Below are 22,746 nucleotides of genomic sequence, written 5' to 3'. Positions count from 1 at the left end.
AGCTCAGGTGACCGCCGCTACGCGTTCGCGGCGTCTGGTCGGTTTCCGTGGAGCTGCAGCACCCTCGGCCAGCCGCTCGATGGCGCCGCGACTCAGCTTGGATTCGGCGGCAATCTTGTCTGGGTCGAAGCGAATCGGTTGCAGCGGCACACCGGTCACTCGCGCTTGCGCTTGCCGAAATTCGGGCAGCGGGCCGGGCAGCAGGTGCGCGCTGTTGAGCATCACCTTCAGCGTTTGCCGAACCGACCACACCGTCAGCGGGTCGGGCCGGGTGTGCATGTACAGGTTGCGCGCCCATCGTGGTTCACAGCCAAAGCCCGGGCGAGGGGCCGACATAAGCCTCCGAAGGCTGACGCGGTACGCGGATTCACCCGGCGACGCCCGCGATGCTTCGCTCCGAATTACGGGATTTGGCAACCAGATTGAGCAGATGGGCGGTGACCGCCTCGCGGCGCTCATACGGCAGGAAGTGGCCGGCGCCGCGGAAGACGACAAGCTGGCTGCCTGGCAACTGCTCCGCGATCCGGTGGGCATGGGCAGGCGAGGTCAACGGGTCCCGAGTACCGGCCATGACGACGGCGTGGGCATGGCGGAATGCCGGCAAGGCGTCGTAGCGGTTGTGCCGCAGGATCGATCGGCCCAGCGCCGCAACAGCACGCGGATCGCTTTGTGCCGCCTGCAATACGGTCCGATTCATATCGTGGCGTCGCGGCTGCTTGCCGTACGCTGCGCGACCACCTTGCCGAACGAGCAACAGCGGCCTGCTGGGTAGCTTGATCCGGGCCGCCGGCACAAGTACCGCTCTCATCGCGGGCTCGGTGCCCGGAACCCGCCTGATCGTGCCCAGCAGATTCCCGGCGCTGGTCGCCACGAACGCCACCCCGGCGACGCGTTCGGCGACAATGGCGGGGTGCCGCTGCGCCAACGCCATCAGCGTCATTCCGCCCAGCGAATGACCACCGAAAACGATGGGCCCTGCCGGGACCGTCCGGGCCACCACAGCGGCCAGGTCGTCGGCGAGTTGCTCGATCGAAGCGGTCGGCACCGACGCCGAATTGCCATGGCCCCGATGGTCGTAGGCGATGACCCGCACCGACGGCTCCGCCCTGGCGATCGAGGTGGCGACGTCCTCCCAGAGCCGACCGGACAGGGTCCAGCCATGGGTGAGCACGACTGTGATATCAGGCTCGGTCGCGCCCCATTCCCTGACATTGAGCCAGGCGTCAGGAAGCGTCAGGCCGTACTGTCGGCACAGCACCTCCGATCGGTCGCTGGTCATCGTCGGTCTAGCCACGCGAACTGGGCACTGGCGCAGCTTGCACGTCAGGGCGACCACCGGGCGGATCGAGCGGTTTGGCATCGAAACGCTCCAGCAGTCGCTCGCCGAGCTTCTCCAGCGTGTCCACCGAAAATGGCTGGGTCATACGGCGGTTGACGCCTGGCGCAATGCGCAGCATGAAATAACCCAGCCAGGCCTCGGTACGCACAGGCACGACCGCGAGGTCGAACCGCACCGCGCGTACAGCCGCACGCGCGACGAGATTGGGGCTCATCGGAGCAAACGGAAGCCTCTCGGCGAGTTCTTGGAGCTGCCGGTTGACCCGCTTTCCCCGATCCATCAGTTCTTGGTCGACGCCGACGGTGATCGCGTGTTCGGCAATATTGGTGTTGATCACTCCCGGGCAGATCGCGCTGACCCCAACACCTTTGGGCCCAAGCTCCAGCCGTAGGCATTCGGTCAACATCTTCACCCCAGCCTTGGACACCGAGTACGGGGCCATCACCGGTGTCGGTGTGAATGCCGCGGCCGAGGCGATGTTGACAATGTGCCCGCTGCCCCGTTCCACCATCTGCGCGCCGAACGCCCGGCATCCGTACACAACGCCCATCAGGTTCACGCTGAGCTGCCGCTCCCAGTCGGCCGGGCTGAGCTCCAAAAACGGTCCACCGACCAGCATTCCGGCGTTGTTGACCAACACGTCGGTATACCCGCGCTCGGCGAGCACGTCACGCGCGAACGCCTCCCACGCTTCCGGATCGGTGACGTCAAGCTGCGCCGCCGAGGCGCTTCGCCCGTTGCCGCGAATCATCGCCGTGGTAGCGGATGCTGCGTCCAGGTCGATGTCGGAGACCACCACGTGGGCGCCCAGCTTGGCGAATTTGATCGCAGTGGCCCGGCCGATGCCGCTCCCCGCACCAGTGACGACGACGAGACGGGGATGCAACCTGTTGATCTTCACGCGTTCTCCTTCGACTTGGCCGCGACGTGCTCGTGCACCGCAGGACCGAGGCTGTAGCGATAGACATCCAAGTTGTAATGACGGTTCTGCCAATACATCTCACCGTGCGTCGACGGCCGGAACGGCGAGTCGCCCTTGTTGTCGATGTAATAGGTGTTCGAGCCCGCGCAGGTTGGGGTGAACAGGAAGTTGCGCTCCTGACGCTTCAGGCACTTGCGGAAGTATTCGTCGTGCGCTTCCTGGCGGATCTCGCAGATGGTTGCGCCGAGGCGTTTGGCCTCTGCGATCGCGCGGCTCAGATGAGCCGAGGTTGCCTCGATCATCCATAGGTAGGACCCGAGGACGAACCCGTACGGCCCGGTGATCGTGAACATGTTGGGGAACCCGGGCACCGAAACCCCTTGGTAGGCCTGGTACCGGTACTCGTCCCAAAATTGTCCGAGGTTGACACCGTCGCGACCGATGACCGGGAAAGGCGGAACCGCGCGGTTGTCCCACAGCCGGAAGCCGGTCGCGCAAATCAATACGTCGACCGAATGCTCCATGCCGTCGATGGTGCGGACACCGGTTTCGGTGATGCGGTCGATGGTTTCGGTGACCAGACTGACGTCGCTGCGGTTGAACGTCTTCAAATAGTCGTTGGACATCGACGGTCGCTTGCATCCCAGCCCGTAGCGCGGGATCAGCTTCTCCCGGATCACCGGGTCGTCGACTTGGCTGCGCATCCAGCGCCGCACCGGGATTTCCGCCATTCGCCGGCTGGCGTCGGTCAGCCAGCGCGGACCGACCAGCTGGCCGCTCATCGCGATCTCCGTCGCCACGGTGCCCACCAGGCGGATCGCCGACCGAAGCCGCCTGCGTCCCATGACCCAACGCCCGACGGACTTCATTTCCATGTCGATTTTGGGGAACACCCAGATGGGAGTGCGTTGGAAGACGGTCAAGTGATCGACCTCGTCGACAATGGCCGGCACTACCTGCAACGCGGTCGCACCGGTGCCGATGATCGCGACCCGCTTGCCTTCCAGCGCGACGTCGTGATCCCACAACGCGGTGTGCATCAGCGTGCCGCCGAAACTGTCAAGGCCCGGGATATCCGGCATTTTCGGGCTTTCCAGCCCGCCGACCGCCATCACCGCGTATCGGCCCGTGATCTGCTCGCCGCCGTCGGTGGTCAACCGCCACAGGCAGTTGAGCTCATCGAAGACTGCCGAGGTAATCGTGGTGTTCAGTCGCAGCTTCTCCCGCAGACCGTACTTGTCCACCATGTCGTTGGCGTAGTCGCGCAGCTCCTCCCCTGGCGCGAACAGGCGTGACCAGTCACCGCGCTGCTCGTAGGAAAAGCTATAGACGAACGACGGAATATCCACCGCCACACCGGGATAGGTGTTGGCATGCCAAGTCCCGCCGACCTGATCCCACTTGTCTACGAGCACAAAGTTGTGAATTCCTTGCCGCTGTAACGCGATACCTGCGCCAATGCCGCCGAATCCCGCTCCGACGACGACGACCTCGTAGTCGGGAGTCACACGCTCGTCGGTCGGCGCCGGCTCGATGTCGACAGTTGTACTCACGCAGATCCTCCCCTACCTCAGGTGCTCGACGAGAGTGCCCTCAGCGCCGAACAGCTCCTGCCGCCACCGTTCCACCAGGTGGTCGGTCTCGATGTCGTCCGGATGGAATCCTGGTCTCATGTAGGTGCGCAGGTCGGCCATCAAGCCCTTCACCAACGGTCCTCGGAAGAGCCCGATGGTCTGCCGCAGCACTGTGATCGGGTGCCATCCCCTGGGGTCCGTCGCAATGGACAGCAGCACTCCCACCGTCACCACCGGGATGGTGAGGTAGTACATCACCGCCATCACCGAGATGCGAAGCCACTCCGGCCCGCCGACCGCCCGATAGACATCGAAAGCAACGGACTTGTGTTCCAATTCCTCGACAGCATGCCAGTTGAACAGGTTGCGGACCTCGGGATCCTCAGCGATCGCCTGGATTTCGTCGCTGGAGAGCACACGCTCGGCAAGCGTCGCGGTGTAGTGCTCGGCGGCCGCCGTCATCGCCAGATGCGCCAGCGCGGGGGCGCGGTTCTCGATACGCAGAATCAGCCGCTGGCGGCGGCTGTCATGGGGAAATGTGAACAGCCGAACGAACGGATAGCCCATCTCGATGAGTTTTTCGTTGAGCCGGCGGTGTTCCTGGCCATGCACCGACTCCTGACCGATGAACGCGGCAACCCGCTTCTTCAACACCGGATCGGTTACCCGATCGGCAAAGCGGCGCACCGACCGAATGAACGACTCCTCTCCCGGCGGAAAAGCGGCCGACAGCACCGCAACCAGGTGGCTGAACGGAATATCGCCCTCCACGAAATGATGGTTCATCGGCTGGGGATCTCCGAACCGGAACCGGATCCGCCGCACCTTCGGATACTGGTTCGCTGGCGCCTCTGCCCTTATCGGATCAGCAGCCATCGCAATTCACTCCTTCAAACGTGCTTGGTAGTTATTTCAAGTGGCCGACGAGAGTGCCTTCAGTACCGAACAGGTTCTGGCGCCACTGCTCCAGCAGCGCACCGGTGTCGATGTCGTCGGGATGGAAACCTGGTCGCATGTACTTGCGCAGGTCTGCCATCAACCCGTTCAGGATCGGCCCTCGGAAGACGTAATGGGTTTGGCGCAGTAGCCGGATCGGGCGCCAGCCCCGAGGATCAGTCAGGATGGACAAGACCACCCCGACCGTGACGACCGGGATAGTGAAGACGTACATCACCGCCATTACCCCAATCCGGATCCACTCCGGCCCGCCGACCGCGCGGTAGACGTCAAACGCCACCGATTTGTGTTCCAACTCCTCCATGGCATGCCAGTTCAGCAAGTGCCATCCCTCCGGATCCGCTGGGATGGCTTGGATCTCGTCGCTGGATAGCACGCGCTCGGCAAGCGTCGCAGTGTAGTGCTCGGCCGCTGCCGTCATCGCCAGGTGCACATACGCGGGCACCACTTTCTCGACCCGTTCCATCACCCGCTGGCGCAGGCTGTCGCGGCCAAAAGTGAACAGTCGCACCATCGGGTAGCCCATCTCGATGAGCTTCTCGTTCATATGACGGTGTTCTTGACCGTGCACCGATTCCTGGCCAATGAACGCGGCAACCCGCTTCTTCAGCACCGGATCGGTTACCCGATCGGCAAAACGGCGCACCGACCGGATGAACGACTCCTCACCCGGCGGAAAACCGGCCGACAGCAGTGCCAGCAGGTGGCTCAGCACGATGTTGCCCTCGACGAAATGATGTTTCATCGGTTCGGGATCACCGAAGCGGAACCTGATCCGGCGAACCTTCGGGTAAGAGGCCGTCGGCACCGTCGTGTTAGTGGACGTCATCGCCTTGGACGTAACCATGTCTCTCCTATGTTCGCCGGATCACTTCAGGTGGTCGACGAGTGCGCCGTTTGCACCGAAAAGCTCTGTCTGCCAACGCCTCAGCAAGGCCGTCGTATCGATGTCGTCGGGATGAAAGCCCGGCCGCAGGTACTTGGCAAGGTCACGGAACAGCCCTTTGAACAGCGGGCCGCGCAGCTGTTCGTAGGTCTCCCGAACCAATCGGACGGGCTGTCGCCGCGCGACAGGGTCGCGCGCCAGCGAGACGGCCAGTGACGTGGCGGTCAGCGGAATCGTGAGAGCAATCAGCGCCACCATCACCGCGATGCGCGCACGCTCGGAACCGCCCACCGCCCGGTAGACGTCAAACGCCACCGATTTGTGCTCGAGTTCTTCCAGCGCGTGCCAATTCAGCAGATTCCATACCTCCGAATCGCCTGGGATCGCCTGGATTTCGTCGCTGGACAACACTCGCTCGGCCAACACAGCGGTGTAATGCTCTGCAGCCGCGGTCATCGCCAGATGCACTCGGCTCGGAATCCGCTGCTCGAAGCGAATCTGCCTTTCCTTCCACGGCTTCGAGTCCCACCACTCGATCCGGTAGCCCTTTTCGACGAGCTTCTGGTTGAGCCGGCGATGCTCTTGGCCGTGCATGGATTCCTGGCCGATGAACCCGGCGACCCGCTTCTTCAGCGTCGGGTCGGTGATGTGGTCGGCGAAACTGCGCACCGACCGGATGAACGACTCCTCGCCGGGCGGAAAAGCAGCCGATAGGCCCGCCACGAAGTGGCTGAACACGATGTCGTCGTTGACGAAGTACTTGCCGTAGGTGCGGTCCTCACCGAAGCGGAAGCGAATCCGCCTGGTCTTCGGGTAGCCGACCGTTTTCCCGGCCGCGTCGACGACGGCGACGGCTCCTCGTCCTGCATGCCCGCTGGCCATAGCCCAGCCCCTTCCTGAACGTCTAGTACCTAGTACTAGTAGTACTAGTTACAGACGGTACTGCGCGACACCACGCCGCGCAAGACCTGTCTTCGATAGCGGCCGTCGGAAGCGACACGCCTGTGCGTGCACCGAGATTTATTGCAGGACAAGGCAAACCGCGAGACCGGTGCCAAACTCGACAACTGGCACGTGCACATATCGCCCGCCGGGCGCCGACGGTCATGACGACCTTGCGGTTGGTGCCGGGGCTGGCCGCATCGTCATCCTCCACCGTCCTGCGGATCAACAAATAATGTGACTGATACGTCACTCTGTCAAGTATGGGTGTCTGGCAGCACGGTTATCCGCGGAGGTCCGGGGGCGCTCAGCCGGCGCTGTCGAGCGGTAGCACTCTTTCGTCGGGGTCGATGACGACACCGCGCGCCGCCGCCGTGGTGGCAAGCGCGCCCCAGACAAAGCAGGTGAGCTGCTCGACCAGAGCGCACTTGTTGATCGTCGGAGAATTGAGCCAGCGCAGCACGCCGAGCGTCACCGACCCAAGCGCAGCATCAACGACATACTCGAGATCGCCGCTGCATCCACCGCGCGCCCGGAGCACGGCGGCCCAAACCTCGACCATGGCATCCGACAGCGGCCTGCCGCTGTCGATCAACTCCGCGGCCGAACGCCCGCCCCTGAAATGCGAGCCAACCAGGAAGCGAAAGAGGGCGGGCCGCTCGTCGACCAAGTCGACATATCCGGTGAGCGCCGAGCGGACCAACTCCCGCGCCGTTGCAGTGACGTCGAAATGCGGCACCACTCGCTCGATGATCATCTCCTGCACGCGTTCGGCGACCGCGGCGAACAACGTCGCCTTGTCCTCGAAGAAGCGGTACAGCTTCGGGCGCGGCACAGCGGCCGTCTTGAGGACGTCGTCGATGGACAACTGCGGACCGTGCTCTTCGATCGCACGAAGTGTGGCATCTACCAACTGGGCGCGCACGGCAGCCCGGTGCTCACGCCACCGGTCGGCCCGGGCATCTCCAGTCAGATTCGGGAGGCGCCCTCGACCAGCGGCAACGCGCGTCGACACGGGGGCAATCGTAATCGACAAGCCGGCGGGACCCGCATGTGGCTTGACAGAGTGACATATCAGTCCGATTATTTCCGAAGCGACAACAGCCGGTGACTGATGGAAGGACGCAATGCAGCCAGATGAAACGCCCGACCATGAAGTTGCCATCATCGGTGCCGGCCTGGGCGGGATCTGCGCCGCGATCAAACTGCGCGAAATCGGCATCGACGATTTCGTGATCATCGACCGGGATGCAGGTTTCGGCGGCACATGGCTGCGTAACACCTATCCCGGGGTGGGCGCCGACATCCCGGCGATCGCCTACCAGTTCTCGTTTGCCCCAAAAGGCAACTGGCGACGGTTTTTTGCCGACGGCGACGAGATTCGGCAGTACATCCTCGATTTGGCTATGACCCACCGCCTTTACCCGCACGCGCGGTTCAACACCCGAGTGGAGCGAGAGGTTTTCGACGACGAAACCCACCAGTGGCAGTTGCACACTGCCGACGGGGACGTCATCACCGCACGCTTTGTCATCAGCGCCATCGGTGCCTACATCAACCCGAAAACCCAGCCAGACATCCCCGGGCTGAACAGCTTCGCCGGACCCGTACTGATTCCCTCGCGCTGGCAGCATGATCTGGATTTGCGCGGGAAGAAAGTCGGCATCATCGGCGTCGGCAGCTCCACGGTGCAGATCGCGCCGGCGATCGCCCGTGACGTTGCCAGACTCGACATTTACCAGCGCACTCCGCAGTGGTACTTCCCGAAGCCGGACTTCCCGATTCCCATTGTGCTTCAGCGGATGCTGGCGAAACGCCGGTTCGCCAACGCGGTGCACTCGGTGGCGTTGGCGTTTATCGAGGCGGGGCTTCGGGTTCTGATCTACACACCCCGACCGCTCTTTCGGTTGGGCGCAGCAGTTTTCGACCGCGTGGCGCTATTGGCCTACATGCTGTGGCTGCGCTACAAAGTCCGCGACCGCCAGGTCCGATCCCAGCTTCGTCCCCGCTTCGGGGCAGGGTGCACGCGAGGCACCCTCGGCGGCGACTATCTTCCGGTGTTCAACCGCCGCAACGTAGAGCTGATCAGCATCGGAATCGACCGGATCACGCCACACGGAATTGTCGACACCGCGGGAGTGGAACGGCCAATCGACATCCTCGTGCTGGCCACCGGCTACGAGATGTTCTCCGACCCGGAAACGTATCGGATCGGGACGGTCCTGGGCAGCAACGGATTTGACCTCGCGGAGTTCTATCACCGCCACGGCTTGCAGGCCTACCAGAGTGTGACGGTCCCGAGTCTGCCGAACCGGTTCATGATGGTCGGACCATATTCATGGACGGGCACCAGTTTCCACTACATCCTCGAAAACTCGATGCGGCACATCAGCGCCGTGATCGAGCTGGCTCGTGCCCAGAACGCCACCCGGGTCGAAGTCACCAGGGATGCACTGGCCCGGTTCCAGGCGGGCTTGCGACGCAGCGGCGCCAACCTTCAGCGATACTTCAGCTTCAACTGCGCAGGTTCGAACAGCTACTTCATCAACTCCCACGGGGACACGCCGTATGTGCGGCCGTGGACCATCCTGCAGTCACGCCGCCGCAGCGTGCGGTTCCCGGCGTCAGACTACGAGTTCACCCGCCTGAGTAGTCATGCACGAGAGGTCAGACATGCGGTTTGACGCCATACCGATTACCGCGGAGCGCGCCGACGAATTCTTCGAGACGGCACCGTTCGTCACATACGTCCAACGCAGCTTCGCTGCCCCGCCGGAACACGTTTGGGGGGTCATCGCGGGCAGCCGAATGTGGTCCTGGCTGCCGACGGTGTGGGGATGCCGCTACCCGGTGGGTACTGAGCCGGCCGCGGGCGTGGTCCGCGATTTCCAGATGCACGTCCACAAGTGGCTGGTGTTCGCCCAGCACGAGCAGCTCATCGAATTCGATGCGACGCGAATGACGATGCGCTACACCGCGATTGATGCCACACTGCCGGTGTTCGGGTCCTGGTGCGAGGAATACCGGGTGGAGCCGGCCGACAATCCCGGGCATGCCACGGTGAAGTGGACGCTAGCCTGCGCACCGCGATACCTGCGTCGGATACCAGGTGTGCGCTTTGCGCTGCGCCCGGTCGCAGCCGTCCTGCAACCGATCTTCTGGATCGGGTTGGGCGGCCTGGAACGCGAACTGCCGTCGCACGCGCCGCCGCAACTCACATCGGGAATCCCGCTAGGGCTAAACAGCAAGGACCACACATGAATCCGCAGTGCAACGTGGCCGTCATCGGCGCCGGACCGGGCGGCATCGCAGCCGGGGTCCGGCTCCTCGAGGCCGGCATCGACGACTTCGTGGTCCTGGAACGCGCAGCCGCACCCGGCGGAAGTTGGCGCGACAACGACTATCCCGGCATCGGCGTCGACGTCCCGAGCTTCACCTACCAGTATTCGTTCGCCAAGAACACCACGTGGTCACGAATGTTTCCCGCCGGCGCGGAGGTCTGGGCTTACCACGATGCGGTCGCCCACGAACACGGCGTGTATCCGCACATCCGATTCGGAGTGAATGTCGTCAAAGAGCAGTGGGACGACACGGCCATGGCCTGGCGGCTGCACACAGCCACAGGCGACGTGATCACCGCGCGATTCGTGATCAGCGCCGTCGGCGCCTTCATCAATCCCAAAGACGATCCCGGCATACCCGGCTACGACAGCTTCGCCGGAAAGATCCTGCGGCCCACCGACTGGGATCACAACTATGACCTGACCGGCAAGCGGATCGGCGTGATCGGCACCGGGGCCAGTTCGGTACAGATAACCCCGGCTATCGCCCCGCTCGTCGAGACCTTGACGGTGTTCCAGCGCACGCCCGTATGGTGCTGGCCGAAACCAGATTTCACCATCGGCCCGTGGCTGCGGGCGATTCTCGGCCGCCGGACAACCCAGGCGGTTCTTTCCGGGGTGGCGCTGCTGCTGGTGGAGACCCTGACCCGGCTGCTGGTTTACACGCCGCCGCCCATTGCGAACCCTGTGGCGGCGCTGATGGATTCGGGGGCACGCGCCGTCTACCGCGGTTATCTGCGGGCGGTCGTGCGTGATCGGCGCACCCGGCGTGCTCTGACTCCGCGGTACGGCCTGCTCGGCAAGCGCCCTACGTTGTCGAACGCGTTTCTGCAAGCGTTCAACCGCGACAACGTCGAGTTGGTGGATTTGCCGATCAGTGAGATCACACCTTCCGGAGTGCGAACCGCCGACGGCCGCGAACACCAGCTGGATGCTTTGGTCGTCGCGGTCGGCTACGAACTGTTCTCCGACCCCGAGACGTACAAACCCGGAATGGTCGTGGGTGTCAACGGCTTCGATCTCGGCGACTTCTTCGCGCAGAACCGGCTGCAGGCCTACGAGAGTGTCGCCGTGCACGGCTTGCCGAACCGGTGGATGCTGGTGGGCCCCTATTCGTGGACCGGCACCGGCTGGCATTTCATGGTGGAGTCGTCCGCTCAACACGCTGTCCGGGCGATTGTCGAGGCTGTTCGTCGTGGCGCCGCTTACGTCGAAGTCACCGCCGAAGCGCAGCGGGCCTACCACGAGAAGATCCAGCATCAGGGCCGAAACATTCAGCATTACTTCCAGGTTCGCAACAAGGGTCTGCGCACCTACTACGTCAACTCCCACGGCGACATGCCCTACATCCGGCCGACCACTGCGTTGCAGTCGCGGCGCGCGGCGGCCAGCTATCCGTTCGACGACTATCTGTGGCGAAAGCCGGTCGCACAGACCGAAACCGCCCGGGTTGAACTGGTCTCCGGAGAGATTCCATGATCGGGACATATCCCAGAATCCGGCTGGACGGCGCAGTGGTCGTCGTCACCGGCGCCGCCCGGGGCATCGGCCTGGCCACCGCGAAACGCTTCGCCCAGCGCGGCGCCCGAGTGGCCATCGGCGACCTCGACGGCGAGGCGGCCTCGGCGGCGGCAGACTTTCTGGGACGCGGCATCCGCGCCTATCCCGTCAACGTGGCCCAACTCGACAGTTACAAGATGTTTCTCGACGAGATCGAAGACGACCTGGGAGAGATCGACATCCTGGTCAACAACGCCGGGATCATGCCGATCGGGCCATTTCTCGCCGAGTCAGCCGAAGTCACCCGAGCAGTATTCGATGTCAACGTGGCGGCGCACATGCACGCCGCACGCCTGGTCGCCCCGCGCATGATCGCGCGCGGCTGCGGACACATAGTCAACGTCACTTCGGCTGCGGGAAAGCTGCACTCGGCCGGGCTGGCCAGTTACACGGCGTCCAAACACGCCGCGACCGCCTTCAGCCGCAGTCTGCGCGAGGAGCTGCGCCCACACGGCGTATCGGTCACGGCGGTCCTGCCCTCGGCAATCAAAACCCAACTGGTCGACGGCATTCCGTTGGGCGTGTTGAGTATCGGCGTGCTCTCCCCGAATGTTGTGGCGAGGCGGATCGTTTCGACAGTGCGTACCAGACCGCCCCTGGCAAGCGCACCGATGGGTCTCACGCCGTTGTTCACCGCGGCGAGCCTCATCCCGGAGCGCTTGTGGCTGTCGGGCCGGCGGCTGGTGAACGCGGATCGAACGATGGGCCCGATCGACCGGACGGCGCGAGCCGAATATGACGCACGCATTGCGGCCAATATCACGCCGGAGGTGACTACGTGACAATCAGCGAATTGGGGTCCACCGAGGCAGACTCGACTCCGGGCCGTCGCCGGCCGGACATGCTGGTGGCAATCATCGGGGCCGGCATCGGCGGCCTCGGCGTCGCGATTCATCTGCAACGGGCCGGCCACGGCGATTTCACCATCTTCGAGCGCGCCGACGACATCGGCGGGACGTGGCACTCCAACCGTTACCCCGATGTCGCGGTGGACATCCCCGGCATCGTCTACCAGTTCTCGTTCGAGAAATCGCCGTTCTGGTCGCGCACGTTTCCCAAGGGGGCCGAGGTCCGCGACTATATCAATCACCTCGCCGACAAATACGGGCTGAGAAGCCACCTCAGGTTGCGAACCGAGGTGATGCGCCGCGACTGGGACGAGGACAATCACTTCTGGATCCTGATTTTGAACGACGGATCCAGCGTCACAGCACGTTTCGTGATCACCGCCACCGGAGCCTTCGTCGAACCACGCGTTCCCGACATCGCGGGGCTCGAAGATTTCACCGGCAAAGTGATCCAGACCCAGGCCTGGGACGACGATTTCGATCCCGCCGGCAAACGGATCGCGGTCATCGGAACGGGCGCCACCGCCATCCAGGTGGTGCCCGAACTCGCGAAAACCGCTGCGAGGCTCGACGTCTACCAACGGAGGGCGATCTGGGTATTCGCCAAGCCGGATTTCCCGATCCCGAAGATCGTCCAGGCGGCATTCCGAGCCGTGCCGTTTCTGCAGACGCTGGTGCGCGGAATCGCCGCCGCTTTCGTCGAGGTTGGTCTGGTTGCAATAACCGTCTACGGCAAGCAGATCGCGCCATTGGCGCGAATCCCGGCGCTGGCGTGCCGAGCGTACTTGTTCACCCAGGTCCGCGACCGTGAGCTGCGACAAAAACTCACTCCGCGTTACGGATTCGGGTGTAAGCGGCCCAGCGTGTCGAACGTGTACTACAAGACCTTCACCAAGGATCACGTCACGCTGGTAACCGACCCGATCGAGCGGATCACTGCCACCGGTATCCGAACCCGTGACGGCGTCGAACGCGACGTCGACGTGCTGGTGTTGGCAACCGGCTTCGAAATGTCGAACAGTCCGCTGGTGTATCGGATGCGGCCGGTCAAGGGCCGCAACGGGTTCGACCTCGCGTCGTTCTATGACACGCAGCGCGCCACCGCGTACGAAGGGGTGTCGATGCCCGGCTTGCCCAACACCTTTATGGTGTTCGGTCCGTACGCGTGGTCCGGTAGTTCTTGGCACGTCATGGTCGAGAACTCGGCACGGCACGCCCTGCGGGTGATCGACGAGGCTCTTCGCCGCGGCGCGACCGCGGTCGAGATCTCTGGCGAAGCCAACGATCGGTTCCACCGGTTCGTCGACCGCCGCGGCTCGGCGACTCTGATGCACGGCCGCGCCTGCATCGATTCCAACAGCTACTACATCGACAAGAACGGCGACTTCTCGTTCTTGCGGCCGACCACTGCCTACCAATCGACGCGTGCGTCAAAGACATTCGACCTCGACGACTACGTCTACGAGTCCTGACCGTCGTGGCTTTGCGCCGTTCGCTGCCGCCACTGCGCTTCGGCCCGGCCGAGCTCGGTGACCGGCTCGGCGCCGTAGATCCACTCCGCCGCGATGCGGAACCAGTTTGCGCCGGCGCCGATTTGACTCAGGGTCCCGAACAGCAGGAAATCCAGTCGACGGGAAAACAAATGCTCCGGTGGCAGCCGCTCGTTGCGCATCGTCTGGAAGGACTCGGCGGCCGGGTTGACCACGCCCAGCAGGGCCGCGCTGACGTCGATCGGCCGCACCACCACGTACTCGTCGACGAAATTCCATCCCGCGGCATCCAGCGTGTATTCCAGGCAATCCTGCGCCGACACTGTCGATCCCGGCCTCAGCACGCCGTACTCTTCCATGCTCGCCCGCAGACCCTCGCCGTCGCCGGCGATGCACAGCTGCGCCGCAAGCCGTTCGAACTCGACGGCAGTGGGGTCCATGTGCTTGTAGAGCCCGAAGTCCAGGAACGCGACCCGACCGTCGGGCAGATACAGAAAATTGCCCGGGTGCGCATCGCCGTTGAACTCGCAGTCGTGAAACAACGAGCCGAGGTAGAACCGGTAGATGATCTCCCCGATGCGGTCCCGCTCGGCCTCAGGCAGCTGCGCGACGTCGGCGGCCGGCAGTCCCGCCACGTACTCGGTGGTCAGCACCGACTCCGAGCTCAACTCCGCGATCGGGCGAGGCACATGAATGAACGGATGATCGGCGCACCGGGCGGCGACTCGAGCCTGGCTGGCCAACTCCTGGCGGTAGTCGACTTCGCGCGACAACTCGTGAGTGATCTCGTCGAGAAACTCACGGGCCGCCACGGTGGGTATGGCCGCCTTCCACATGCGCAGGAACAACGCCAGGTTTTTCAGGTCGGCCCGCACCGCGGTGCGAACACCGGGATACTGCACTTTCACCGCCACGTCGAGACCGTCGTGCGTCACCGCGCGGTAGACCTGTCCGATGGACGCGGCCGCGAACGCGTCGGTGTCGAACGACGCGAACAACCGCTCGACCGGGGCGCCGAGCTCGGCTTCGATCACCGGGCGCATGGTCTCGAACGGCATGGCGTTGATCGAGCCCTGCAGTTTGGAAAGCTGTTGGCGGAAGTAGTCCCGCGAACGTGCGTCGACGATTCCGAGGTCGATCACCGACAGCAACTGCCCGATTTTCATTGCCGCGCCGCGCATATTGCCGAGCACGGCTACGAAGTCGCGCGCGATGCGCTCGTTGGCCCGATCCAGCATCGCCTCACGCCGGCTTTCGGTGACAACGATCGATCCGGCTTTGATCGTCACCCGCCGCAACGTCTGCTTGGCAACGAGTCCCCCCAGCCGCGCGCCCCGGCCCAACCGCGACGTCGCCAGCGCGTCCGCATCCTTCGACGGTGCCGGGCCGTTCGACATGGGCTCACCTTAACCAGGTGCTAGATTGGTTCTGACACCGCAGTCCGGGAAATCTTTCGATCGGTCAAGTCAGCACAATCAATCCATCAGCGGGAGGCGCGCAATGCCATCGGATCGGCGCTGTGGTCGCTGAGGCCGCAAACCCGCCCCGCCGCAAACGGGGCCGGCCGCCGATCGAGAATCTCGAGGAGCAACGCCGCGCGCAGATCATTGCCTCGGCGGTTGCGGTGTTCGCCGAGCGCGGCTTCGAGGCGACCACGATGTCCGACATCGCCCGCCATGCCGGTGTCGGGCAGGGCACCCTCTACCGCTACGTGGCAAGCAAACGGGACCTGCTGGACCTGGTGTTCGACTACTCGGTCGAGGAAGTGATCCGGGTGGTCCGGCCCCTGCTGCACATCGACGAACCGCTGCGCGGGCCGACCGATTTGCTTGAACGTCTTGACGCTGCACTGTCGGCAATCACCGAAACCTTCGACCGCCAGCCGGAGTTGCTGTCGCTGGTGGTTGTCGAAGTCGGAGCGATGGACGAGGAGCTCAAGTTGCGCATGCTCGGGGTGGAAACCACCGTGGTGCGGATGACGGCCAGCCTGTTCGAGGAGGCACAGGATGCCGGGTTCATTCGGGCCGGTCTCGACCCCGAAGTGCTGGGCCTGCTGGCCACAAAGCTGCTGCTGCCCGCCGGCCTTCGCGAGGTGATGGGTCAGCGAGACGCCGCCACTCGCGACCGCTACCGCGCGGCGCTGGCGGATTTCGCGCGCCACGCGCTGTTCACCGAGGAGACCGATCGGTGACGAGCGCGCAGCCAGACCGTCGGGTCCAGCTGACCCGCGCCGCATTCGAAGTCTTCACCGACCGCGGCTACCGCAACACCTCGGTCGCCGACATTGTCGCCGCGGCCGGGCTGGGGCACGGCTCGTTCTACAACTACTTCGCCAATCGGCGTGAAATCCTCGATGCTGTCATCGATCTGGGGTTGGAAGAGCGAGCGTCGGAACTGTCTCCACCGGAGGAGCTCGCCGAAAACCTCGACGAGTTCCTCGACGCGGTGACCGCACCGTGGCGAGCGTTGCATTCGCTGTCGGATGCCGACAACAAAGTGGTCTCACTGATCGTCTTTGACGCCGGTGCCATCGACGAGCAGCTCACCCAACGGGTTGTAGACATCTTTCGGTCGTTCGCCCACTCGGTGCAGCGGCAGATCGACCACGGCATCGCCAAGGGGTATCTACGTCGCGGGCTCGACAGCGAAGTGCTGGGCGAGATGCTGGTCTGCATGAGCCTCGCCATGCTGCTCCCCGCGCAGGGCGGGGCTCCCCTTCCGGGCGGTCTCGATCATGTCATGGGCCAAGCTCGCGAACTTCTGCGAGCCGGCCTCGGCCAACCAGAGAGCCCGTGACGAACAGTCCCCACGATAGGGGGTGACAGAGGCCACACCGTGTGGTTAACTCTCCCCGAGTGACGCATCAGTCTGCTAATTAGCCGCCTGGTAGAGCTTCGGTTGGAGGTCCAATGTCGCTTGTCGCGGGAACCGCGGTCGACCACACCGGCCGAAACCGGCCCGAGTTGGTCCGCTTCCCCGGACCGGGCCTGGTTTCGCGCGTCCTGGCGGCCCTGCTGGTGACGTTCGTCCGGCCGGTGATCTCGCTCTTCGCGCGCTTCCCCGACGCTCGTTGGCCCTTTGCGCTGGTCGACGGGGCAGCCATCGTGTTGCCGCGTCCGCGCAAAGTACACCGGCGCACGGTTGCGCTGCCGAGCTGCCGGGCCGAGCTCATCACGCCCCGGTCGGTCGCCGATTCCGGCACCGCGATCCTCTATCTGCACGGCGGCGGCTTCATCACCTGCGGGCTGCACACTCACCGACGGCTGGCGGCCGACATCGCCCACGCCGCGGAGCGCCCGGCGCTTGCCGTGTGCTACCGGCAGCTGCCGCGGCACGGTCTCGGTGAAGCGCTCGAGGACGCGGTCGACGGGTTCCGTGCGCTGATCGGGCTGGGCTATTCAGCGGAGAACATCAGCGTGGTCGGCGACTCGGCGGGCGGCTACCTTGCCGTCGCCACTGCGCTCGCCGTTGCGCGGGCAGGATTGGGCCGGCCCCACGCGTTGGCCCTGATGTCTCCCATGACGTGGGTCGACCCTGACTTTCCCGTCGACGACGACGCCGACGACCCCCTGCTGACCGGGTCGACGATCCGGGCGATCAGCCGCAAGCTCGCCGCGGTGGCGGCGCAGCCTGCTGCTGAGCTGCCGCCCGTGCGGCTGGCATCGGCCGACCTGAGGCAATTGCCGCCGACGTTGATTCAGGTCGGCACCCGCGAGGTGCTCTACGACGGCGCCGAAGAATTGGCCGACCGCATCGCCGCCGCAGGGGTGCCATGCCAACTGCAGGTCTGGGACGGACAGTTCCACGTGTTCCAGGCCGCCGCGCTGCTGATGGCGCCTGCGCGGGCGGCAGTGGCGGAAATCGGCGCGTTTCTGCGCAGTGTCGGGGTGAAGCGGGGAGTTTGCCGTTGACTCCAGCCCCGCGCGCGGCGGCCGAGGCCCAGGAAGAGGCCTCAGAGGCTGTGCGCGGGACCACCGGCAGTGCCGACGTCGACGCCAACGGTCAGAGGCCCGCTGCGCCGGAAGAGCCTGCGCCGCTGTCGGATTCGTCGATCGGCGGCCAGGTGCTGCTGATGCTGGCCCGGCCGCTGCGCTACGGCCTAAACCAGGCCGACGCGTCGTTGATGACCCTGGGCCGCTTCTTGGAGTTGGCCGCCCAGTCGGGGATCTACCTGGCGGCGGACCTCATTCGGTTGCGCCATCCGTGGCGAGACACCGTCAACCAGGCCTGGTTCATCGTCAGCGTCACCGCGATACCGGCGTTGCTGGTGTCCATCCCGTTCGGGGTCATTGTCGCCGTGCAGGTGGGCAGCGTGATCCAGCAGGTCGGCGCGACGTCGATTTCGGGTGCGGCCGGTGGCCTGGGCGTGATCCGTCAGGGGGCGCCGATTGTGGCCGCGCTGTTGCTCGGTGGGGCGGCAGGTTCAGCGGTGACCACCGACCTGGGCGCGCGCACCATCCGCGAAGAGGTGGATGCGTTGCGCGTCATGGGTATCGACCCGGTGCAGCGGCTGGTCACACCCCGACTGGCCGCGATTCTGTTTGTAGCGCCGTTGTTGTGCGTCTTCATCATCTTCATGGGGCTAGGCGCGGGTTACCTGATCAATGTGGGCTTCCAATCGGGCACTCCGGGCAGCTATATCGCCTCGTTCGCCTCGTTCGCGAGTGTCGCCGATGTCGTTGTCGCACTGGTCAAGACGTGGCTGTTCGGCGTAGTGGTGATCCTCATCGCCTGTCAGCGCGGCCTGGAGACCAAGGGCGGCGCGCGCGGCGTCGCGGACGCCGTCAATGCGGCGGTGGTCATCGGTGTGGTCGCGGTGTTCGTGCTCAACTTGGTGATCACCCAGTTGGTCACCATGTTCATGCCGACGAGGGTCGGCTGATGGCGACCCCGTCACGGCATCTGCCTCACGGCTTGGGTTGGGCGGCGCGTGGCCCGTGGTGGGTCGTCGGCACAGGTGCCGGAATGGCCGAAACCCTTGGCCACCAAGCCACTTTCCTGTTCCAGGTGCTCGGCGCGATTCCCCGGACGCTGCGCCGGTACCGGCGGCAGACCGGCGCGCTGCTGGTCGACATGGTCTGGGGCAACGGGTCGCTGATCGTCGGGGGCGGCACCATCGGAGTCCTGGTGTTTCTCGGCGCCGCCGTCGGCGGCTCGGTGGGCGTGGAAGGGTATGCGGCGCTGGACATGGTCGGGATGGGCCCGCTGACCGGGTTCGTCTCCGCTTATGCGAACACTCGCGAGATGGCGCCGATGATCGCCGCGATCGGTTTTGCCGCCCAGGCCGGCACCCGGATGACCGCCGAAATCGGCGCGATGCGGATTTCCGAGGAAATCGACGCGCTGGAAGCTCAAGGCATTCAATCGATTCCCTTCGTGGTGACCACTCGAGTCATCGCCGGAATGATGACGATCGTTCCGCTCTACGTGTTGACGCTGGTGCTGAGCTACGTGTCCTGCGCAGTGGTGGTCAACGTGATCCACGGCCAGTCGTCAGGCACCTACCACCATTACTTCGACTCGTTCATTCAACCGTCCGACGTGGCGTTCTCACTGATCAAAGCGGTCATCTTCGTCACCGTGATCATCGCCATCCACGGCTACCAGGGCTACTACGCCGGCGGCGGTCCCGAAGGTGTCGGACGGGCCTCCGGGCGGGCGATCCGCGCCAGCATCATCACCGTGGTTGTTGCCGACATGGTGCTGACATTGCTGTTCTGGGGCAACAACTCTGGCGTGCGGATATCGGGGTAGGGCATGCCGAGGTATTCAGATCAAGCCGGGCGCGGTCCCAGTTCCCTCAAGTTGCGCATCCGCGGCGTGATCGTCGCCGCGCTGCTGGGCGTCGTCGTTCTGGTGCTGCAGCAACTGGCCACAGGCAAGTACGACGACACATTTGCGCTGACGGTGGTGGCCGACACCATCGGCGAGGGCCTGGCGCCGGGCGCGGAGGTGAAGTTCCACGGCCTGGCCATCGGATCGGTAAAGACACTGCAATCCATCGGATACAACAAACAGAAAATGACGGTGCTGCTGGACCCGCGCCAAGCGAAAGCCCTTACTGCCGACACCAAAGCCAAGTTCTCGTCGTCGAACGTCTTCGGCAGCGCCGTGGTCGAACTCGTCAGCGACGGCAAAGGCGGCCCGCTGCGCGCGAACCAGACGCTGGTGATGCCCGCCGGCACGGAAGCTGTCTCCATCACCGGGATGCTGCGCCAGACCCAGAAACTCAGCGAGATCCTGGACGCGCCCCAGTTCAATCACATTGTCAAGATTCTGGGCCAACGCACCGACCTGGTCGAGCCGGTGGTCAGATCGGCGTTCGACCTCGCCAAGATCCTGGCCGACGCCCAGACCGTGCCGTTCTCGCAGTCGCTGTCGATGGTGGCTTCAATTGCCAACGGCGCCAACGAGTTCATTCCGCTTTTCGGGCTGATGAACAACCTGCTCGACGGGTTGGCGTTTTTGGCGCAGCCCGCCGGAGTCGACCGGACGAATCGCGTCTTGAACGAGACCGGTGGGCTGCTCATCGATGCCGGCCAGCTGATCGTGGACAACAACTACTGGCTCATCCCCGCCGTTGCCGCGACGCTGAACTTGGCAATCCCTCTCACGTTTTTCGTCGGCAGCTGGTTCCCGGCGTATGACCGGCTCCCGGGTCTATTCGACCGCATCAGCACCGCGTTCCCGGTGATAGACGGCCAGGTTCAGATGCGAACCGAGGTCATCATGAACACGATGCCGGGGTTGGCCGCTGCGCTGCCGTCCGAGCCGGCCGCGGCGCCCCCGGGGGGTGGGCAGTGAGGGGTGTGTCCAAAGCGGTGCTGTGGTTGACGGTCTTCACGCTGATCGCCGCGGTATGCGCGACGATCGTGGTGACCGCATTACGCAGCCCGGTGCGCGGGGCGGTCTCGCGCTACACCGCAGCCTTCTCCGATGTGTCAGGGCTGTTCACCGGCGACGACGTTCGCATCTCCGGTGTGCAAGTCGGCAAGGTCGAGGAGGTCCGGCTCGACGGCCGCATTGCCAAGGTCGACTTCACCGCGCTCGACGACCATCCTGTGTACCAGAACACCGTGGCCGCGGTGCGCTATCAGAACCTGCTCGGCCAGCGCTACGTGGAACTCGTTCAACCGGCCCAGCCCGGCGCACGGCTGGCCGCGGGAGCGACGATCCCGCTCGAGCAGACCATCCCGTCGTTCGATGTGGCCAAGCTGTTCAACGGGTTTCGGCCGGTCTTCCAGACCCTGGACCCTGCCCAGTTCAACCAGTTCGGGGAAAACCTGCTGCGGGTGATTCAAGGCGACGAAACCGGGATCGGGGCGGTTCTGCATGACCTCGACGTCATCTCCGGGGTCGCCGTGAACCGTCAGGCGGCCGTGACCCTGTTGATCCGCAATCTGTCCGAGATCTCCCGCGACCTGGGCGGTAAGTCGGCGCAATTGTTCCACTTCATCGACACACTTGGCGGCGTGCTGGGCAAGTTCAACTCCCGCGCCGAGGCCTTCCGGGCCTCGATCGACGTGGAGCTGCCCGCTTTTCGAAGCCTCGTGCACATCCTGCAATATGCCGAACGCATCTTCGATGGAACGACGACCCCGTTCTACGACTTTTCGACGCGGACCTCGCCGCAGCTCGCGTGGGCCATCGCGGGCCTGTCCGTGGTGCCGACTCTGCTTCAAGGACTGCGGGATTCGCTCGTCGAAACCGATCCCGCGACGGGCCAACCGTATTTGCCGCACACGCCCGATCACGCGGATATCCAAGACAGGTACCCGGCAAGGGATTTGACCTGTTCGGCCGGCGAAGTCGAGCTACCGGGCGTCGGGCAGGTGTCGTTCGAGAATCAGAATCTGGTGGTGTGCAAATAATGGTGTTCGCCAAGCGGCGGCGCGGTGTGCTCGACGAGCGCACCGCGGCGGCCCGCAGTCGCCGGCGCGGAATCATCGGCGTCATCGTCATCGTCAGCGCACTGGCGGCCAGTGCCTTCGCCTACCTGAATCCGACCGGGCAGGCCAGTTACAGCGCCCATCTCGCGACTGCGGCCGGCGTCCGAGCCGGCGACGAGGTGCGGATCGCCGGCGTCAAGGTCGGGAAAGTTACCAGCGTCCGGCTGGACGGGACCGTCGTCGAAATGAAATTCGACGTCAAGCGGTCGGTGGCGGTCGGTTCCGAATCCACGCTGGAAGTCAAGCTGCTGACCCCGCTGGGCGGCCACTACATGGCTCTTGATCCGAAGGGTGCGCTTCCGTTGGGACGCAAGGTGATTCCGCCGGAGCGCACCACAACGCCGTACGAGATCAACGACATACTGCAGGCGGCGACCCCGCTCGTCGAGGAGGTCAACGGCCAGGTCATCCACGACACCTTCACCGAGGTCGCCAACGCAGCCAACAAGTATCCCGACGCGTTGCGCGACGTCATCGAGTCCGCCCATGCGCTGACCCGATCGCTCAGCCAGGTCACCGACGACTTCTATCGCGGGCTGGATTTCACCAACAATTCCCTGCGAGTGCTGGTCACCCGGCGCAAGGAGTTCCTTTCGGTGGTCGAGCAGCTCGCGCATATCGGGCAGCTGTATACCTCGAAGGCTGTCGACATCGTCGAGTACTTCACCGTGCTCGACGAACTGGCCCGCATCGTCGATCGCGCGATCACGTTCTACGGCCGCGAGATTGCGCCGTGGGTAAACGCCATCGACGACATCTTGGACACCTTGTTCGCAGACCCCGCGCCCGAGCGCCTGGCCAAGGCGGCCGCGGGCTACGACCAGTTGATGCATGTCCTGGTGCCGATGCTGAGCGGCAACGGTGTCGCTATCGACCAGCAGGACCGGCTCATGCCCGGACAGGACCTGTGTCTGCCCAGCATCATGAGGCACTGCTGA

The 22,746-nt window shown here is 64.5% G+C and carries 22 protein-coding genes; 13 read left to right on the top strand and 9 right to left on the bottom strand.

The window, feature by feature from the left end:
• Positions 1 to 3: 3 nt before the first annotated feature.
• The 8 genes from AWC14_RS23650 to AWC14_RS23615 form a co-directional block, all read right to left on the bottom strand.
• Positions 4 to 279 carry a hypothetical protein gene (locus tag AWC14_RS23650; RefSeq protein ID WP_045383766.1) on the bottom strand — a complete coding sequence of 92 codons (276 nt, stop codon included), beginning with the start codon at positions 277 to 279 and terminating at the stop codon, positions 4 to 6.
• A gap of 88 nt (positions 280 to 367) precedes the next feature.
• On the bottom strand, positions 368 to 1,279 hold the full coding sequence (locus AWC14_RS23645) for an alpha/beta fold hydrolase (protein WP_052425677.1): 912 nt from the start codon (positions 1,277 to 1,279) through the stop codon (positions 368 to 370).
• Positions 1,280 to 1,286: 7 nt separating this feature from the next.
• Positions 1,287 to 2,240: an SDR family NAD(P)-dependent oxidoreductase gene (locus tag AWC14_RS23640; RefSeq protein WP_081968302.1), complete on the bottom strand. Its 954-nt coding sequence runs from the start codon at positions 2,238 to 2,240 to the stop codon at positions 1,287 to 1,289.
• Complete coding sequence (locus AWC14_RS23635) at positions 2,237 to 3,814, bottom strand: flavin-containing monooxygenase (RefSeq protein WP_057003073.1); 1,578 nt, start codon at positions 3,812 to 3,814, stop codon at positions 2,237 to 2,239. Before AWC14_RS23635 ends, AWC14_RS23640 begins: the two co-directional genes overlap by 4 nt.
• Positions 3,815 to 3,826: 12 nt before the next feature.
• A complete protein-coding gene (locus tag AWC14_RS23630) occupies positions 3,827 to 4,711 on the bottom strand; it encodes a metal-dependent hydrolase (RefSeq protein WP_045378982.1) in 885 nt (294 codons plus the stop codon).
• Between the two features lie 31 nt (positions 4,712 to 4,742).
• The gene (locus AWC14_RS23625) at positions 4,743 to 5,639 is read right to left on the bottom strand and encodes a metal-dependent hydrolase (RefSeq protein WP_428839001.1); all 897 of its coding nucleotides are present in this window, start codon (positions 5,637 to 5,639) and stop codon (positions 4,743 to 4,745) included.
• A gap of 21 nt (positions 5,640 to 5,660) precedes the next feature.
• Positions 5,661 to 6,560 (bottom strand): metal-dependent hydrolase, encoded by a 900-nt coding sequence (locus AWC14_RS23620; RefSeq protein WP_045378985.1) that lies wholly within the window; start codon positions 6,558 to 6,560, stop codon positions 5,661 to 5,663.
• Positions 6,561 to 6,927: 367 nt separating this feature from the next.
• The gene (locus AWC14_RS23615; protein WP_045378988.1) at positions 6,928 to 7,635 is read right to left on the bottom strand and encodes a TetR/AcrR family transcriptional regulator; all 708 of its coding nucleotides are present in this window, start codon (positions 7,633 to 7,635) and stop codon (positions 6,928 to 6,930) included.
• 112 nt (positions 7,636 to 7,747) lie between these two features.
• On the opposite strand from AWC14_RS23615, the gene AWC14_RS23610 reads away from it, so the two are divergent.
• The 5 genes from AWC14_RS23610 to AWC14_RS23590 are packed head-to-tail and all read left to right on the top strand — an operon-like array spanning position 7,748 to position 13,841.
• Positions 7,748 to 9,304, top strand: coding sequence for a flavin-containing monooxygenase (locus tag AWC14_RS23610; RefSeq protein WP_045378991.1), 1,557 nt, complete (start codon positions 7,748 to 7,750; stop codon positions 9,302 to 9,304).
• Positions 9,294 to 9,881 carry an SRPBCC family protein gene (locus tag AWC14_RS23605; RefSeq protein ID WP_045378994.1) on the top strand — a complete coding sequence of 196 codons (588 nt, stop codon included), beginning with the start codon at positions 9,294 to 9,296 and terminating at the stop codon, positions 9,879 to 9,881. Before AWC14_RS23610 ends, AWC14_RS23605 begins: the two co-directional genes overlap by 11 nt.
• Positions 9,878 to 11,440, top strand: a complete 1,563-nt coding sequence (locus AWC14_RS23600; protein WP_045378997.1) for a flavin-containing monooxygenase — start codon at positions 9,878 to 9,880, stop codon at positions 11,438 to 11,440. The genes AWC14_RS23605 and AWC14_RS23600 overlap by 4 nt, the downstream gene beginning before the upstream one ends.
• A complete protein-coding gene (locus tag AWC14_RS23595) occupies positions 11,437 to 12,303 on the top strand; it encodes an SDR family NAD(P)-dependent oxidoreductase (RefSeq protein WP_045379000.1) in 867 nt (288 codons plus the stop codon). The genes AWC14_RS23600 and AWC14_RS23595 overlap by 4 nt, the downstream gene beginning before the upstream one ends.
• A gap of 59 nt (positions 12,304 to 12,362) precedes the next feature.
• Positions 12,363 to 13,841: a flavin-containing monooxygenase gene (locus AWC14_RS23590; protein WP_057003088.1), complete on the top strand. Its 1,479-nt coding sequence runs from the start codon at positions 12,363 to 12,365 to the stop codon at positions 13,839 to 13,841.
• Here AWC14_RS23590 and AWC14_RS23585 read toward each other — a convergent pair.
• Entirely contained in the window at positions 13,829 to 15,256 is a 1,428-nt protein-coding gene (locus AWC14_RS23585; protein WP_057003072.1) for an ABC1 kinase family protein, read from the bottom strand. The two genes, AWC14_RS23590 and AWC14_RS23585, sit on opposite strands and share 13 nt — an antisense overlap.
• Positions 15,257 to 15,378: 122 nt before the next feature.
• Here AWC14_RS23585 and AWC14_RS23580 point away from each other — a divergent pair, with 122 nt between their 5' ends.
• The 8 genes from AWC14_RS23580 (at position 15,379) to AWC14_RS23545 (ending at position 22,746) form a co-directional block, all read left to right on the top strand.
• Positions 15,379 to 16,050, top strand: coding sequence for a TetR/AcrR family transcriptional regulator (locus tag AWC14_RS23580; RefSeq protein ID WP_045379003.1), 672 nt, complete (start codon positions 15,379 to 15,381; stop codon positions 16,048 to 16,050).
• Positions 16,047 to 16,655: a TetR/AcrR family transcriptional regulator gene (locus AWC14_RS23575; RefSeq protein WP_045379006.1), complete on the top strand. Its 609-nt coding sequence runs from the start codon at positions 16,047 to 16,049 to the stop codon at positions 16,653 to 16,655. Before AWC14_RS23580 ends, AWC14_RS23575 begins: the two co-directional genes overlap by 4 nt.
• 113 nt (positions 16,656 to 16,768) lie before the next feature.
• The gene (locus tag AWC14_RS23570; protein ID WP_057003071.1) at positions 16,769 to 17,770 is read left to right on the top strand and encodes an alpha/beta hydrolase; all 1,002 of its coding nucleotides are present in this window, start codon (positions 16,769 to 16,771) and stop codon (positions 17,768 to 17,770) included.
• Positions 17,771 to 17,931: 161 nt separating this feature from the next.
• On the top strand, positions 17,932 to 18,741 hold the full coding sequence (locus AWC14_RS23565; protein WP_045379027.1) for an ABC transporter permease: 810 nt from the start codon (positions 17,932 to 17,934) through the stop codon (positions 18,739 to 18,741).
• A complete protein-coding gene (locus tag AWC14_RS23560; RefSeq protein WP_045379009.1) occupies positions 18,741 to 19,613 on the top strand; it encodes an MlaE family ABC transporter permease in 873 nt (290 codons plus the stop codon). Before AWC14_RS23565 ends, AWC14_RS23560 begins: the two co-directional genes overlap by 1 nt.
• 3 nt (positions 19,614 to 19,616) lie before the next feature.
• Entirely contained in the window at positions 19,617 to 20,663 is a 1,047-nt protein-coding gene (locus AWC14_RS23555) for an MlaD family protein (RefSeq protein WP_045379012.1), read from the top strand.
• Positions 20,660 to 21,730 (top strand): MlaD family protein, encoded by a 1,071-nt coding sequence (locus tag AWC14_RS23550; RefSeq protein WP_045379015.1) that lies wholly within the window; start codon positions 20,660 to 20,662, stop codon positions 21,728 to 21,730. Before AWC14_RS23555 ends, AWC14_RS23550 begins: the two co-directional genes overlap by 4 nt.
• The gene (locus AWC14_RS23545) at positions 21,730 to 22,746 is read left to right on the top strand and encodes an MlaD family protein (RefSeq protein ID WP_045379017.1); all 1,017 of its coding nucleotides are present in this window, start codon (positions 21,730 to 21,732) and stop codon (positions 22,744 to 22,746) included. Before AWC14_RS23550 ends, AWC14_RS23545 begins: the two co-directional genes overlap by 1 nt.

It is taken from the genome of Mycobacterium kyorinense (assembly GCF_002101735.1).
In the GTDB taxonomy this organism is placed as follows: domain Bacteria; phylum Actinomycetota; class Actinomycetes; order Mycobacteriales; family Mycobacteriaceae; genus Mycobacterium; species Mycobacterium kyorinense.
Note: the sequence above shows the minus strand (reverse complement) of the source record. Positions and strands in the feature narration are given on the sequence as shown.

Bases quoted from the DNA above. Each gene is read 5' to 3' on its own strand.
- AWC14_RS23650 (WP_045383766.1), bottom strand. From the start codon at position 279: ATGCACACCCGGCCCGACCCGCTGACGGTGTGGTCGGTTCGGCAAACG.
- AWC14_RS23645 (WP_052425677.1), bottom strand. From the start codon at position 1,279: ATGACCAGCGACCGATCGGAGGTGCTGTGCCGACAGTACGGCCTGACG.
- AWC14_RS23630 (WP_045378982.1), bottom strand. From the start codon at position 4,711: ATGGCTGCTGATCCGATAAGGGCAGAGGCGCCAGCGAACCAGTATCCG.
- AWC14_RS23625 (WP_428839001.1), bottom strand. From the start codon at position 5,639: ATGGTTACGTCCAAGGCGATGACGTCCACTAACACGACGGTGCCGACG.
- AWC14_RS23620 (WP_045378985.1), bottom strand. From the start codon at position 6,560: ATGGCCAGCGGGCATGCAGGACGAGGAGCCGTCGCCGTCGTCGACGCG.
- AWC14_RS23610 (WP_045378991.1), top strand. From the start codon at position 7,748: ATGCAGCCAGATGAAACGCCCGACCATGAAGTTGCCATCATCGGTGCC.
- AWC14_RS23605 (WP_045378994.1), top strand. From the start codon at position 9,294: ATGCGGTTTGACGCCATACCGATTACCGCGGAGCGCGCCGACGAATTC.
- AWC14_RS23600 (WP_045378997.1), top strand. From the start codon at position 9,878: ATGAATCCGCAGTGCAACGTGGCCGTCATCGGCGCCGGACCGGGCGGC.
- AWC14_RS23595 (WP_045379000.1), top strand. From the start codon at position 11,437: ATGATCGGGACATATCCCAGAATCCGGCTGGACGGCGCAGTGGTCGTC.
- AWC14_RS23590 (WP_057003088.1), top strand. From the start codon at position 12,363: ATGCTGGTGGCAATCATCGGGGCCGGCATCGGCGGCCTCGGCGTCGCG.
- AWC14_RS23585 (WP_057003072.1), bottom strand. From the start codon at position 15,256: ATGTCGAACGGCCCGGCACCGTCGAAGGATGCGGACGCGCTGGCGACG.
- AWC14_RS23570 (WP_057003071.1), top strand. From the start codon at position 16,769: ATGTCGCTTGTCGCGGGAACCGCGGTCGACCACACCGGCCGAAACCGG.
- AWC14_RS23565 (WP_045379027.1), top strand. From the start codon at position 17,932: ATGCTGGCCCGGCCGCTGCGCTACGGCCTAAACCAGGCCGACGCGTCG.
- AWC14_RS23560 (WP_045379009.1), top strand. From the start codon at position 18,741: ATGGCGACCCCGTCACGGCATCTGCCTCACGGCTTGGGTTGGGCGGCG.
- AWC14_RS23555 (WP_045379012.1), top strand. From the start codon at position 19,617: ATGCCGAGGTATTCAGATCAAGCCGGGCGCGGTCCCAGTTCCCTCAAG.
- AWC14_RS23545 (WP_045379017.1), top strand. From the start codon at position 21,730: ATGGTGTTCGCCAAGCGGCGGCGCGGTGTGCTCGACGAGCGCACCGCG.